The organism is Chthonomonas sp. (genome assembly GCA_016788425.1).
In the GTDB taxonomy this organism is placed as follows: Bacteria; Armatimonadota; Fimbriimonadia; order Fimbriimonadales; family Fimbriimonadaceae; genus JAEURQ01.
This window is the reverse complement of the sequence record JAEURQ010000003.1, coordinates 287,603-302,513: the sequence shown is the minus strand read 5'-3', so window position 1 is coordinate 302,513 and position 14,911 is coordinate 287,603. Positions and strand designations below refer to the sequence as shown.

At 61.1% G+C, this 14,911-nt stretch carries 9 protein-coding genes; all 9 read right to left on the bottom strand.

Translation table 11 applies throughout. The annotated features are described in order from the left end of the window. Window positions 1-5: 5 nt before the first annotated feature. Window positions 6-1,004 (bottom strand): 3-dehydroquinate synthase, encoded by a 999-nt coding sequence (aroB, locus tag JNJ45_08670; GenBank protein MBL8048741.1) that lies wholly within the window; start codon window positions 1,002-1,004, stop codon window positions 6-8. Beyond that, window positions 998-1,513 carry an AAA family ATPase gene (locus tag JNJ45_08665; protein ID MBL8048740.1) on the bottom strand — a complete coding sequence of 172 codons (516 nt, stop codon included), beginning with the start codon at window positions 1,511-1,513 and terminating at the stop codon, window positions 998-1,000. Before JNJ45_08665 ends, aroB begins: the two co-directional genes overlap by 7 nt. Before the next feature lie 57 nt (window positions 1,514-1,570). Further along, window positions 1,571-3,229, bottom strand: a complete 1,659-nt coding sequence (locus JNJ45_08660; GenBank protein MBL8048739.1) for a hypothetical protein — start codon at window positions 3,227-3,229, stop codon at window positions 1,571-1,573. Between the two features lie 42 nt (window positions 3,230-3,271). Continuing rightward, a complete protein-coding gene (locus tag JNJ45_08655; GenBank protein ID MBL8048738.1) occupies window positions 3,272-3,919 on the bottom strand; it encodes a hypothetical protein in 648 nt (215 codons plus the stop codon). 57 nt (window positions 3,920-3,976) lie between these two features. After that, on the bottom strand, window positions 3,977-4,765 hold the full coding sequence (locus JNJ45_08650) for a hypothetical protein (GenBank protein MBL8048737.1): 789 nt from the start codon (window positions 4,763-4,765) through the stop codon (window positions 3,977-3,979). A 10-nt stretch (window positions 4,766-4,775) separates the two neighbouring features. After that, window positions 4,776-5,570 (bottom strand): hypothetical protein, encoded by a 795-nt coding sequence (locus tag JNJ45_08645; protein MBL8048736.1) that lies wholly within the window; start codon window positions 5,568-5,570, stop codon window positions 4,776-4,778. Then, the gene (locus JNJ45_08640) at window positions 5,570-6,562 is read right to left on the bottom strand and encodes a hypothetical protein (GenBank protein ID MBL8048735.1); all 993 of its coding nucleotides are present in this window, start codon (window positions 6,560-6,562) and stop codon (window positions 5,570-5,572) included. Before JNJ45_08640 ends, JNJ45_08645 begins: the two co-directional genes overlap by 1 nt. Before the next feature lie 3 nt (window positions 6,563-6,565). After that, a complete protein-coding gene (gene pilM, locus JNJ45_08635) occupies window positions 6,566-7,906 on the bottom strand; it encodes a type IV pilus assembly protein PilM (protein MBL8048734.1) in 1,341 nt (446 codons plus the stop codon). 208 nt (window positions 7,907-8,114) lie between these two features. Beyond that, window positions 8,115-14,909: a PQQ-binding-like beta-propeller repeat protein gene (locus JNJ45_08630; GenBank protein MBL8048733.1), complete on the bottom strand. Its 6,795-nt coding sequence runs from the start codon at window positions 14,907-14,909 to the stop codon at window positions 8,115-8,117. Window positions 14,910-14,911: the final 2 nt, after the last annotated feature.

The following is a 14,911-nucleotide window of genomic DNA, read 5'->3' as shown; positions in this document are numbered from 1 at the left end:
CGTTTTTAGCTTATGTTGTTGAATAGCTCCTCCACCGCCCGCACTGGGATGTCCGCGAAGAGTTTACACGCCCCGCGTGCTGTCAGGAGCGCAAAAGCTAAGTTCTCGCCGGAGACTTTCTTATCTCGCCGCATCGCTTGGATCAATGCTTGCGGTTGGCGGGCGGCGGCCGGGATGCTTGTCGGCAAGCCTAGGCGCTCCAAGTGAGCGCGCAGCCAGTCGGCGGTGCCGGCTGGAGTGTGGCCCAGTTGCTCGCCCAGCTGGGTCTCGGCGATCATGCCGATGGCCACCGCGCGGCCGTGAGGAATCTCGTAATCGGTCACTTGCTCCAGAGCGTGGCCGATGGTGTGGCCGAAGTTGAGGGTCGCCCGGATGCCGCTCCGCTCAAACTCATCCGCCTCCACGCACTGCCGTTTGAGGTCAACGCTGCGCTGAATCTGCGCCAGGGTTGCGCCGTCGGGTTGAAGGCTTTCGAGCAGCGCCGGGTCGAGGATCGCGCCCATCTTGGCGACCTCGGCAAGGCCGTTGGTGAGTTCAAAATCGGGCAACGAATGTAAAAAGACGGGGTGAATGTGCACCGCCGCGGGTGGCCAAAACGCGCCCACGAGATTCTTGCCCTCGGGCAGGTCCACGCCCACCTTGCCGCCGACCGACGAATCCACCATCGCGAGCAAGCTTGTGGGGACCTGGATGAACGGGATGCCGCGCATGTAGATGCTGGCGACAAACCCGGCGAGATCGCCAATGACCCCTCCGCCGAGAGCGACGATGGGCTGGTCGCGGCGGACGTTTTGGCTGGCTAGCCAACTGACGATGGGACCCACCGAGAGCAGGCTTTTGCTCGCCTCGCCGGCGGGCACTATCATGTGGGGATGGTTCGCGATGAGCTCCGGATAGAGCGCGGCGAGATTGGAATCGGTGATGAGGGGCGCGCCGGCGGGGAGTTCCGGCATGCCCTCGCCAAAATGGACCGGATACGAGCCGCGCGAATGTTGGACTACCATCCGAGCTCCATCAGCCGCACATGCAGGGCGGCGGCGGTGTCTTCCAGGTCCTCAGCGGAAACAGGAAAGGTGAGGTCCGCGCCTTCGTAGATCTCGCGCCGCGATTCGTAAAGGTCGCGGAAGCGGTCTTCCCAGTTTTCCGTTTCCAGCAGGGGGCGACGGCGTCGGCTAAGGCTGAGGCGCTCGATGAGCTTGTCGGGCGGCACTTGCAGATAGATGGTTTTGCCGAGGCGCGCGAGCTCGACGCGGTTTTGGGGGCGGACAATCACGCCGCCGCCGGTGGCCAAAATCCCGGCCTCCGGGTCCAGGGTTTTCAACACGCTCGTTTCGTGGTCGCGGAAGGCGGCCTCTCCGTAGATGTCAAAAATCTTGCCGATGGTGCGGCCAAAGCGGTTTTGGAGAAGCTGGTCGGTGTCCTGCAAGGGCCGCCCGGATATCTCGGAGAGCTTCCTGCCCACCATCGATTTTCCGGACCCCATCATGCCCACGAGGATCCACCATTGAGTCATACAAAAACTGGGCGGTGCCTTCGCTCCGCCCAGTTGATTATGACCGTTTCCCGCTGATTAGGGGGTAAGGCCGGGTTGACCGTCTTCATCGATGATCGTCGGGGTGACGAAGATGATGGTTTCGGTATCGTTGCGGTTCTTGGTCGTCGATCGGAAGAACTGACCAATGATGGGCAAGTCACCGAGGACGGGGAACTTTTGCATCGTGTTGGTGAACTGCTTTCGCGTGATTCCACCAAGGGCGATGGTTCGGCCGCTGCGGACGCGAGCGGTGACGAGCATGCCTTGGTTGATGCTATCAGCCACTTCCGTACCGTCTGGACCGCGGCGAATCTGACCTTGGTCACCAATGTTCGGCTGAAGAATCATCGTGATGAATCCGTCAGCGTTGATGCGCGGCTTAACACTCAAGAACGTGTTGATATTGATCGGTTGCGGCGTAAAGGTGACGATGTTGCCACCGGCCGAGCCGGTCACCTGCGAAACGAAGATGTAAGTCGTCGTTTGCTGGAACACCGTAGCGCTCTGGTTATTCAGTGTGCGGATCAACGGCGCGTTGACCGTCTTACCATCGGATTCGGTGATGAACGTGCGCATGCGCGTCGTGACGTTGCCCGTTGCGTAGTTCAAGAAGATAGGGTCGCCGGCTCGCGCAAACGTGCCCGGCCGGTTACCCGCCGAAACGCCGCCGCGCTGATACAACCAGTCGAAGCCAAGCGACTTGGCCACACCAATCGAAGTTTGGATGAATTCAACCTTGATTTCAACTTGCTTGGGAGCCACGTCGAAGAGGTCCACCAAGTTGCGAAGTTTGCGAATGGCTTCTTCGGTACCTTGCACGACCAACGAGTTATCGGTCGGATCGAAGGTGACTCGATCAAGGCCCTGAGGAGCAAACCCTTGACCAGCTGTGATCGTGCTACCGCTACCTTGGCCGCCGTTTTGGCCGCCTTGACCGCCAGCACCACCGCCCGGTTGACCGCCGCCGCCGCCACCAAAGCCGTTGCCTTGGCCGCCGCCACCACCGCCGCCACCGCGACCGCCGAAACCAGCTTGCTTAGCCGCTTCGTCGCCGGGAAGGCGAACGTCGGAATCTACCGAATTCATGTCCGAGGTACCGCGGGCAGCCTTTTCGAACGAACCGGGTTGGTTGGACACGGGGAATGCTTGGCCAGGAATCGGACCGCTGCCGACGATGTAGATTTCGCTGCTCTTCGACTTGCTTTGATACAGCTCTTGCATGGCCTGAAGCTCACGGAAACCCTCGATCGGATCGAATGCTTCTTGAGCTGCGATCTGCTGGAGAACCTTTGCCGCGTCAGCATGTTGCAGAACAACTTTGCGAATGACGACAGGTGCCGCAGTGGAGACCGGAACCTCAGGAGCAGTGACCTTCTTGCCGCGGCGAATGATGAACACGCCCGACTCGTCGCGTTCAGCATGGGCGCCGGCCGCGTCGCAAATGTAGCGAATCGCTTCCTCGGCGGTCTTGTCCTTCAGCGAAATATTGATCTTCGCGAAGTCCTTGTCACCCGGTTCAATCACAAACTGGATTCCCGTTTGCGCCGTCAACAGCTGAGTTGCAAAGTACAGGTCGGCATCACTCAACGTGACGTCAATCCGCTTGCTCAGACCATCTTGGGCGAAAGCACTGACACCCAGTACGCATCCGGCGACCAGCAGGCTGGCGACCTTCGCGAAACTCTTCTTCTTCATCCTCAACATACTATTCAATATCCTTGCAAAAATGCTGGCGAATTATCGTCCGCCCAGACTGCCGCCGCCGCCGCCGAAGCCGCCACCGCCGCCGCCGAATCCGCCGCCGAGGCCACCGCCACCGCCGCCGAGACCGCCACCGAGGCCGCCACCGCCGCCGCCAAAGCCACCACCGCCGCCGCCGAAGCCACTGTTAGAAGGCCGCGAACTGAACTCGACTTCCGAACCCGGGCTAAGCGTGCCGTTGATCAAGCGAATGATCAGTTCGGGGTCAGCCGAGCGAATGGGAATGCGAACAATCTGATTTTCTTGAGCTTGGGGGGTTTCCGGAGTCGTTTCCGGACCCACCGGGCCGCCGCCGTCCGACTTCTTCACGATGACGTAAACGCCAGCTTCCACGCGGTACGTCGAATCCACTTGATTGAGGATGTTGCGCAGCACGGTCTCGAACGTTTGGTTCGTCAGTTTAATCGTTACGGTGCCTTGCACTTCGGGAGCAACCGAATAGTCCACCTGAACTTGTCGGAACAGCTCGCGCAGCGCGTCGCGCACGTCGGCTTCGTCCAGGCTAATCGAGGGGATTACCTGGTCTCGCGGGTCGGTGCCCTGAGCGATGGCCTTCACCGGAGTGAAGATCATGGCTCCGAACAGCATCAAAGCGGCAAGCGCCAATTTTAGTCGGTTATTCATAGTTTCAACCTCAATAAGTCGAATGTTTCTGGTCAACGGCAGTTACGCCAAAATTGATTATCGGTCGGCTCCTCCCGGAATGCCATCGCCATCGCGACCACCGGGGAGGGGAGGACTGTCGGGGCTACCGCCGCCTTGATTTCCACCGCCGCCACCTTGGTTTCCGCCAAAGTCAAACGAGCCCTGCAGGCGAACCACCCATTCGCGCGGACGCTTATTGTTGCGTCGACGAAGGATCGCCTTTTCCGAATCGATCGAGGCCACGTACCATTCGGAACCCGGAATTTGGGTGCCTGGCTTGATCTGCAGCGCAGGGAACGAGCCGTTGGTCATGATGGCCGAGATGCCGTTGCCCTGGAAGATGCCGGCCAGTCGCCAATTGTTGGGGGGCGGCTCGACAATGTCTTCTTCGGAAGGCTTTTCTTCCGGCAATTCAAAATAGTTGGTGAACGAGAGCCCTTCGCTGAACAGCTTCTCGCGGCGCTGAGCGTTTTCGAACGCCTTTTCCACCGGAAGCAGCGCGAACGGATCGCGTCTCGATTGGAAGCCTTTGTTTTCCGCGTACAGGCGAAGCTCAGCGCTACCCGGATCCAACTTCTCGCTGAGCGGCATGCCCGCGAGCGGCTTGGTGTAGGGCCGGTTCATCTTCTTGGCGATGTCTTCCAGGCTCATGAGGGGGCCCGTGGCCGCGCCCGTTGCTCCAGTGCCAACGGCTGGGTTTGTTCCACCAACCGTCGGGCCACCCGGAGGCGTTGCCGGACCTGCATCGCCTTCGCCGCCACCGCAAGCAACCAAGCCGAAGCTCAGCGCAGAGGCCGCCAATATTGTCCAAATTTTGTTGCTCATGTTCACTAGATTAGTTGTTCTGAGTACTGCGGCTCAGCTTACCACCGCCGCCACCGGGGGCCGGCAAGCCGGGACCCGCTCCGGGACCACCGATTCCACCGCCGCCGCTTGCACCGGGAGCCGCGCCTTCGGGAACCGGAGCACCCACCTGATCGGCACGGATGAACGCCACCATACTGACCTGATAGGTTCCCGTGAGAACCGGCGAGGTTCCGTTAAATCGAAGACCGTGACTCACTGCCATATAGTTCGGCATGTTCGCCCAGCTTTCAAAGTTCGCCATGATCTGTTGCATCGTGCCGCGGACCGTGATAGTGCCGAGGTCGATGAACATGACCGGATAGCCAAGCGCCGGATAGTTAAAGTCCGAGGCCAAAATGTTGGTCGCTTCTTGCGAGAACGGCTTGATCGCAGGTCCGGTGATGACCTTGATTCCGCCGGTGCGAACTTGTCGGTTCACCGCCGCCTGAATCGAGTCGCGGAACTTCGGCGCGTCCACCACCAGCTGCCATGGGTTCACGGCGAGGTCAATGCCGCCGTTTTGAAGCCCTTGCTGCGGAGTCTTGCGCAGGACGATGTCGCCCCACTCGTCGTTCTTCGCCATGACTTCGGTGGACACATCTTCCACTCGCTTTTGCGCCTTGCCGCGCGAGGCGACGATGGCTTCGAGCTTTTCCTTTTGGGCGTCAAACGATTCCTTTTCGGTCATGTTTGGCTTCCAGTGCTGGAAGTAGCCAAAGGCAAGCGCGGCCAGCGAGATCGAAAGACCGATCCAGATCCAAGTCCAATGCGAAAGCTTTTTCATTAGATGTCACCATCCCGGCCCGCCGGACCACCCGGTCGCGGAAGCGAGGGGTTGGCCCCACCCGCAGCACGACCACCTGGGCGAGGACCGCCCGCGGGCATGCTGTCCTTGGGGACGGGGACTAAGAAATTGTATTCCGGACCCGCCACAATCGCCGGATTCGCACCTGCGTTCGGTCGGGGTTGGGTAGCCGGAGCGGCACCCGGATTCATTGCGCCAGGCCCGGCGCCTGGAGTCGTTGCGCCCGGCACCGGAACTTGCGCTCCCGGCGTTTGGAGCACGACGCTCACGGTAATATTTTGCCACTTCGGAAGCGCAAGTCGCGGTTGTTCAATCGGACCGGCGTAGTTGCCCGCGCCAGTAAAGCCGGTCGGTTCCGCCGAAGCGCGCGCGACCAACGCGTTGATGCGGTCAACGGGATCAAGCGGCAAGCGGTCGTCGCTGGCCTTCTTGAACTCCGGATACTGGTCGGTTTCCGTAACATTCGGCAGGTTACGGCGATCGAGCACGTAGCCCGTGCGACCGACGGTTTGCGCGCCGGGGATTCTCAGCAGCGCCAACATCAAGTCGGCGTACTGTTGATAAGTTTGGATGGTGCCCGTCAAAGTCAAGGCGGCGCGATTGCCATCAATCGGCGTCATCGACATCGCGTTCACCCGGAAGAAACTCGGAATGTACGGGATCACCTCACGGTAGAAACCGGTGATCTTGGCCGGGTGCTTCTGCATGGCATCGGCGAGCGCGATGTTGCGCACCGTTTCGGCCGAGCTCGCGCCGATGGTATCGGCGGTCTTGGCGAGAGCGACAACAGCTTGGGCTTGCGGCACCAAGTCGTTCGCCGCGGCCTCAGCCGCATCGCGCTGACCCTTGGAACTGGTGATAAGGAACACCGAACCCAAAACAGAGACCACCGCCGCGGCGATGGAAGCCACCATCCAGGTCCGCGCAGCGGCCCCTTTTGTGACGTATTGAGGCAAGAGATTCAGCTTCATAGATCAATCAAAGGCAATGTGCAGGCCGTTGCCGATGGCAATGGCGAAATCTTGGCGATTATTTTCCAGCAGACCCGCTTCCAGGCGCTTGGCATTAATCGGGAGGCCGCGCGACGGATCGAGCAGCGAGGTTGGAATGCCGAGCGAGGCTTGAAGATGCTCGGTAAGTCCAGGCAACTTCGACGCGCCACCCACGAGCAGGACGGCCGAAACTTCGCCACCCTTCGAGCGGTAGTAATCCACCGATCGGCGCAGCTCGCTGACGAACTCGTCGAGCACTTGCGCAAAGGCTTGGTACAGCTGCGTTTCCTCGTCGTTTTGCGGGGGAGCCGCCGGCACCGGGGCCATCGCGGGCTCGGGTTCCGGCTCAGGAGTCGCGTCCGCCGCGGCGTACGCGTTGAAATCAGCAGGAGTGTCGTCGGCCCCCGGAGTTGGCGCCGCGTAATCGTACAGGCTGCCACCGGTTCCGGCCGCACCGGGACCAGGATCGGCCGCGGGGACGTTGATCGTTAGACCAGGATTGAACGCCGCCGCATCCGCGAACGGATTGAACGGTTCGAAACCACCAGTTTGACCAAACGCGTTTTGTTGACCAGCGTTTTCCGGGACTCGGGCGCGCGTGGTCTTCATGTGCTCGGCTTCGTCCATGCCGACGCCCATGTTGGCGGCAATGGCCTGCGTAAAGTTTTCGCCGCCCATTGGCACTTGGCGCGGAAGCATCAGGTAGCCGTCGCGGTAAATATTAATGGCCGTCGTCTTATGGCCGAAGTCCACCACGCAGACGGTTTGGTTATCGTAATCCGCGCCGTAGGTGGCCTTGAACGCTCGGGCGAGGCCTAGCGGCTCCACGTCGATGACGGCGAGATTCTTGCCGGACTTCTTGACGATGTCCACCAGCGTGTCAATAGCGGACTGGGGCGAGATCGCCATAATCACGTCCATGTTTTGGCTAGCCGGATCGCCGCCCGGTATCGGCTTGAAGTCGGATTGGATGGTGGTTTCCGCGAACGGCACGTTGCGCGTAATTTCCCATTCCATGTGGTTCTTTAGCTCGGTGCCTTCGAGGCGCGGAGCCTCCACCGTGCGAACCAAAACGGATGCTTGCCCGGCGACGGTCACCACCACTTGGTTGACCGAGGCTCCCGAAGCCTGCGCCAGGTCTTTGACCACCTGGGCGACGTTATCCACGTCGTAGACACCGGTATGGTCAACCGCCCCTTCGGGCGTACGGGCGATCCCCAGCGCAGTCACCGCTGGTTCGCGTCCTTGCATCTTGATTTCGGCGATCTTAATCTGCTGACTGCCGATATCGATCCCTAAAACGCTCGTTAGCTTTTTCGCCATACTTCGTCCAAATTCTTCCCTGGTTTGGGTGTCCCCTATGTTATCCCGGAGAGCACAACCCGTGCAAGGGCGTAACCCACCGCGTACCTTACCATGACGAGGCAAAGTTCCGCTTTAGTTCTATGATGGTCGCAAACCCAAATAAGGCACAGCCGAAACGAAAAAAGGGCGAGCATTTTCCATGCTCGCCCTTCGGTCTTGGGTTTCCTTAAGGTCGCGACGAGAAGAACGGCGCGACGGTGCCCATGTAGATGTCCGGGACACCTTGCTGCGTGCTCGACCAGATCAGCCACAACAGGTTCGCGCGGCGAGCCGACACGTTGTTGTTGAAGGCCGTACTCGGCGCGTCCAGTGCCACCTGCAGACTCGTGACGCCGGGCGTCATCGGCAGCGTGGTTTCCGCGGTTTCGGTGAGCACGCCAACCGTTTGCCGATCGGTCGTGTTTCCGCCCGTCGAAACGTAGCTAATCTGCACCGATCGCGCTTCGTCTTCCGACTGGAAGTAGATGCGGTTGTTCACCGGATCCACTTGGAACGGACCGAGGTTGCCCGAGATCGCCGTGATTTGATAGTTGCCGTTGGCATCCGTTGCGAGACGTTGGCTCAGGACAATCCCAAAGCGAGCCGTGCGCATGATGGCCTGCGGGCCGAGGCGCGACTCTTGGTCTTCCTTGAGGTACGTAAACACGAACCGATCGTTACGCGGCACCACCGTGCCCAGCGGATTCCCGCCGGCATCGCGCCAGTTGAGCGTGTCGCCCACCATGCGGTCGTCAAAGACCATGCTCACGCCCTTGTAGTTGGCGCCCTGACCACCGCTGATGCGGACGAATTCCGCGCGGTAGCGCATGGAGAGTTGCATGTTCGCCGGGATCAACGCCCCATCGAACTGCACGGCCCCACTAGTCATATTGATCGTTATCGTGCCGCCCAGCATACATTCGGCGACCACGTTATTCGTGCGTTCGCTGAGCTTGCGCGTGCCGGGCTTGATCACCGAGACGTAGCCGGCATTCGTGCGTCGGAAGACGTCAATGAAGTCGGCCACCGTCGGATCGGCCAGCGTTCCCGCGGAATCTTGGTTCCAATCGCGCGTGTCGAGTTGCACGCCCAGGCCCCAGTAGATGCCGGTTCGCGCGTCCTTGTTCAGCGGCGACACGAGCGTGTTCCACTTGTTCATCCAGCCGCCGCCCGAGAAGCTCGGTTGTGCCGAGTTGGTGGGCGACATGCGACCCAGGAAGACTTCCGAGCCACTGCGGCCGCGGACACGTCCCGTCATCACGATATCAAGGCCACCGGCCGGTCGCAGGTACGAGCTCGCGTTCGAGATCAGCTCAAAGGCGCTGCCGAAGTTGAACGACTGCACGACGGCGTTACCGCCGAAGCCCGGTCGAACCACCCAGTTGGTGCCGTTGTAGGTCGCGAACATCAGTTGGCTTTGTCCGCCACGAGTGACCGTGAAGAACAACGTCGCGACGCCGTTTTCGTCTTGAATCAGCGACGGGCGACCAATCTTTGCCGACGGGTCAATGACCGCCGCGGTCGTGCTGAGCATCACCGGCGCGCTCATCGTGACCGATCCCGGCCCGCCGCTGAGACGCGACAGGAAGATGCGGCTTTCGCGAGTGACTTGGCCCGTGCCATCCACCTTATTGAATTCGGCGATGAAGGCCATGTACGGCGCAATCGTCGAGTTGCGGCCCGTGTTGCCCGGCGAAATTCGCGAGGCAAATCCACCGCTGGTCGGGAACGTCGGCGAACCGAACTGCACCGAACCCGGTTGCACGGTCTCGCCCGCGCCGACGCCAAACAAGGTTTCGGGGCTGGCAAAGATCGGGAACGGATTCAGTTCTTGGAAGAACCATCGACTCGCGATCGCCGGGCTGAACCGGTCGAGGTCGCTGAGCGGCGACGGATCGACGCCCGGAGCGAACGGGACACCACCGGCCAGCGACGCAATATAAATGCGGTACTGCGGGGTCGTCGTATCAGCCGGAGTCTTCAGGCGAGCGTTCCAGTCGGCGACATTCGTGCCGCCTCGTCGCTCACTCGCAAACGCCATGTAGACGTGACCGAGGCCATCGCGATACATGTTCGGCTGGAGGTTGCCCCAACGATGCGATTCCTTGCCCGTCAGACCCAGATCGGTATCGATCATGTTGATCGCCTTGTTCGGGCGAGCGTTGGTCAGTCGGGTTTCGCCGACGTTCAGCTTGAGCACAAACGGATCGGCGTAGGGTTCGTAGGTCGAACTTGCCTCGAGATTGAGCACGGGCGAGTTGAATGCGTTCACCACGTCGCGATCTTCAAAAACCACCACGTTCACGGTGTAGTTGCCCATCGGAGCCCCGATCGGAATCGAGACGGCAATCTTCGGATCTTCGTTGGCCGGGAACACCGCTGTGTTAAGCAGCGGAACCTGGGTTGCGCCGATCGCCGGATTCGCGCGGCGAATCGGATTCACACGCAAGCGAGTGGGTTCCAGATCGCCCGGGCGAGCCTTTTGAATCGCGACGCGATTGCTAGTGCCGGCCGGCGCGTACTCCGGATCAATATCCGAGTGCAGGTGGCGAGAGATGTTGAGCCACGCCGAAGGCTGCAGGCCGAGGCCCGAGATCTTCGACAGCTCAAAGTCATTTTCGACCGCCTTGGCCACGCGCACATTCAGCAAGTTCACGTTGCCCTCGTTCATCACGCCGAAGCGTTGGAAGAACGGATTGCCGCTCGGGTTGAAGACCGGCGCTTGGAAGTTGATTCCCGGAGCCGCGAACGGAACGCCCGGAGCGAATCCGGCGCCACCCATCAGGGTGCCGAGGTCAATCGTTTCTTGCACCACGCTCAGGCGTTCGTCACCGCCGACCACCGCGTTGGCGGTGAACTCGCGGTAAGCGTAGCCCGTCGTGGCACCCGGCACGAACGAGAGCGTCGTGCGTTGAGCATCCACGTAGGCATATTGCGTGCCCAGGTAGTTGCTCGGCGGCTGGAATCGCGGCGTGTTCAACCGGTAGTCAAACGGCGTCGCTTGCGTCGTGCGCGGCAAACCTGCGTTGTAGGTCGCGCCGTCCGACTTGTACTGTTGGTAGTCCGCAACGGTGTAGGCGGGCGGATTCAGCGAGACTGGCGAGAACAGCGGATTTTCCGCGTTGCCCGAGACTTCCTTGACCACTTCGATCAGCGATCGCTTCATGTCGGGGTAGTCGAGGCTGATGTTCACGCCGTTCGGGCGCGAGATCGGTTGCTCGAACAGCGGATAATCCGTACCGAGTGCCTTCGCCGGAATCGAGCCGTTGGCGCCCTGAATCAACAGGTCGCGGTTGGCCATGCGAATGTTCGGCAGGCCACGGTCGAGACCCAGCAGGGTTGACATGCAGCTTCGGTCGTAAAGGAAGATGCGCGACTGGGCTTGGTTGCCGTGCGCGACTTCCGGCGCGACACCTGTGGCCTCGGCGAGACTCGGCGCAAAACCTTGGCGCAGCACTTGGTTCGCGATGACCGCGCCCGTGTTGTTGTCCAGGTCTTGGTTTCCGTTGCCATCGGCAAAAGCTTCGAGCGGAGTTCCCGAAATGGCGAGGTTCACGTTTCCGGCTTGCGTCGAGAGCATGCGAATCCCCATCGGGTTGTTCGTCGTGATCTGACCGCCAAACGAAATGTTTGCCTTCGGAATCTCCGAGGTCGATTGCGCCTGTCCACCGCTCGAACTGGCGTAGCCGACGATCGAGCACTTCACGGTGGTCGGGCCGGGAGCCACGGCATTGTTGCCGGTGCCCACGATCGCGATTTGACCCGTGATGAAGCGGGAGCGCAGCGGACTGGCCGCGTCGGTGATGATGCGCGGGAACTCGCTTCGTCGTTGCGACGAGCCGCCCGGCGTGCTGATCTGAATCTCGACCGAGTACGACGCGCCCGAGCCGAGCGTGGCCGGATCCGGCATGTCGTAGGCGATGAAGTTCAGGCGTTCGCCGAATTCAAAGTGGCGGCGCGTAATCGCGGCCCCGTTCGTCACGGCGGCGTCCACGTCGCTTTGCTTCAGGGTTCCCTCGCGGCTGAGGCGAGTGAGCATGTAAAGATCGTTTTCCAGAATAAACGCGACCTTGGCTCCCTTGGCGATGTTCGAGACATCCACCGAATTGGGGTCGTTGTCGTCAATGCCGTCGTCCACGGGGGGCGCGCCATCGGGCAGCCACTGATCATCGAGACCGAAGTCCGGATCGTAGCCGTAGGCCAGCAGGTTTCCGTCCGAGTCGGCGCCAAACATGTAGCCAAACTCGTCATCCATCCGCGCGTCAATCAGGTTCGGATTCGCACCGATTGCCCGGGCGCCAGTGGCGGCCGGCGTGGGCGAGCCTTTGAGGCGTCCCGTCCAGGCAACCGAACCGCGGTTGCCGGTGATCGAATTCACCGCGCGCAGGGCCACATAGCTGTTAGCGTTGGTCGGCACGAGCACAATCGGTTCCGGAGTCGGGGAAAGCGCGCCGGTCGTCAGGAATCCGCGGCGGTGCATCGCGGTCAGCGGAGCCGAGGCGACCGCACCGATCGAGTTTTCCGCCCAATCGGTGTTCCCGTTGGCCAGATCAACCGCATAAATGTAGCCGTCGCCATTGCCAAAGAACAGCGTGTCGTGCGGCAAGAGCGGGTCAGAAATTTGTCGCATCAGCGCCGGGGTGGAGGTGCCGAACGGCAGGAACGCACCCGTCGCACCGTTGGTTTTCACCCAGTTTTCTGCGCCCGAAGCGGCGTCCAGCGAAATCATGGCATCGCCCGATCCGAACACGATGTGGTTCAGATGGCTGAGCGCCGACATCACGACCGGGCCACGAGGGGTGGCGGCGGGAGCCGGGTATTGCCAAGCCACGGACGTCGTCTTGGTGGTGTCGTTCCCCACGGCGTTGAGGGCGAAAACGCGGCCCGAACTCGTCGGGACGATCCACTTTTGCACGCCGCCCATGTTGGACCAGCTCACCGAGCCAACGATGGCGCCATGATTTTCCGTGCTCGGCGCGGCGGGATAATCATCCGGCCAGCTCCAATAGCGGCGCGTGGTTCCGTAAAGCGTCGGCGTTTGGTCGCCACGACCTTGTGCGTCGAGGCAGTAAACCTTGCCGTTCGTGCTTCCGATCACCAGCACCGTGCGTTGATCGCCAGGGCCGTAGGTCACGGTCTCGAATGCGGCGGACGTGAGATCGAACTGCGCCGGCATTTCGGCGATGCCATCCACGCCATCTTCGGTGGCAATGTGGTTGGGGTCAACCGCTCGCTCGCTGGGATAGGCCCAGAAAACTTCCGTCGTGCCCGTGAGGGGGTCGCCATCGCCATCAAGCGCATAAATGCGTCCGTTCTGAAGGGCGACAAACAGCACCGTTCGGTTGACAAGCGAGCCACCGACGTTGATCGGCATTTGCACCGCCACCGGCGTGCTGGTCATGCTCAGGTCGGCCGTGCGAATGAACCGGACTTGGTCCGCCACCACATCAGCGCCCGCGCTACCGGCATCATTGGTCTCATTGGTGATGACCAGTTCCAAGTTGCCGAACGCTTCGAAGTTGCTAAAGCCAGCGGCCCGCACAGCGCGCCATCCGGTCGCACCATTGAGGTCCACTTCGCCCGAAGCGATGGTGAAGCCCAGGGACTTGACCTGCACGATCACGCGGTTGGCGAAGGTGCCGCCCGGAGACCACACTTGAATCACGTACTGGCCGTTGAGGCCGTTCTTGGCGAACGAAATCTGCTGCGTCGCCGCCCCGACCACCGCCGGGAAGGTCAGCGCGTCGTCGCCCTTGTTGTTGGGCAGGGTCGCGACATTCCAACCGCCGGTCGGCGTGACGCCACTGCTTTGGTTGTCTTGCGTCAGGACCTGCTGATAGCGACCATTGGTCTCCATCCACGTGGACTTCGCGGTGTTAAAGGTGTTGAGTTCCGCCGAGGAGTTGGCGAACGGACGGCGCACCGGCCAGGACCAAAGGATGTTGCGGCGCACCGAACCACCGAGACCAGGCTCGGCAGCAGTAATTTTTTGTCCGTTGTGAGCGTAACCGGTGACAATCGCCATGTTCGAGCTGAACACTTCGCTGCCGACTTGGCCGGAAACGGCTTCGTTGCGACCCGCGGCCACCGTGTAGTCCGTCGGGTTGCCCGAGGTTCGCTGATAGACCACCGGCTGCGCGGTGATGGTGCCGGCATTGCCCGGCAACACGAGTTGCGCTTCAGCGGAGTCGGCATAAACGAGCTTGCCGATGGTGCCCGCCGGATTGTTTTCTTCAGGGTCTTCCAGCGTGCCGCTTGAGTTACGCGGGATTGTGTTGAGCAGCGTGATCTTGACGCCGCCGTTCAGATTGGCCGTCCACGTCGCGTTGGGGCCCCGATCGAGACCAAGGCGGACCGTGCCGCCGAGCACGTTAAACGTGTCGATCTTGACGTAGATCGGATCGGTGGTGCCATCGGGATTGTCGACGCCCTCGATTTGATAAACCTGATAGCGGGCCTGGAACCGGAGGTCTTCGGTCAGGACCGCGTTGTTGATGTCGGTCGGACCGACCGGAATGTTGACGAACAACTCCAGTTCATCCCCGTTTTGGTACTGCGGGAAGTTCCAGGTGAACACCTTGAGCAGCGCCGGGTTGGCGGGCGTCCAGTAGTCGTTCGTAAGGGCCGATGCGGTCGCAAACGCGTAGCGATACGGTGCTTCCGTGCCGTTGGAAAGGTCAACATACGAGGCGCCCTTGGCGTCGAGCGGATCGCCCCAATTGGCGGCGATAAAGTTGGTAAACGGCTTCGTTCCCAGGGGCGCGGTGTCCCAGTTATCGAGCACGCGCTTTGCGGCCAGCGTCGGGTCGCCCCAACGAAGCTTCATCAAGCCGGGGTTATCCGCCGCCGTAGCCGCGGGATTGCGACCTTGGCGTTGGTTCGTACCCCCCAGATGATCGAACACCTGGGCTTGACTTGCGGCCACGCAGACCAGCCCGAGCAGGGCCAGTCCGCTTTTGAACATCGATTTCGCTACTTTCATCG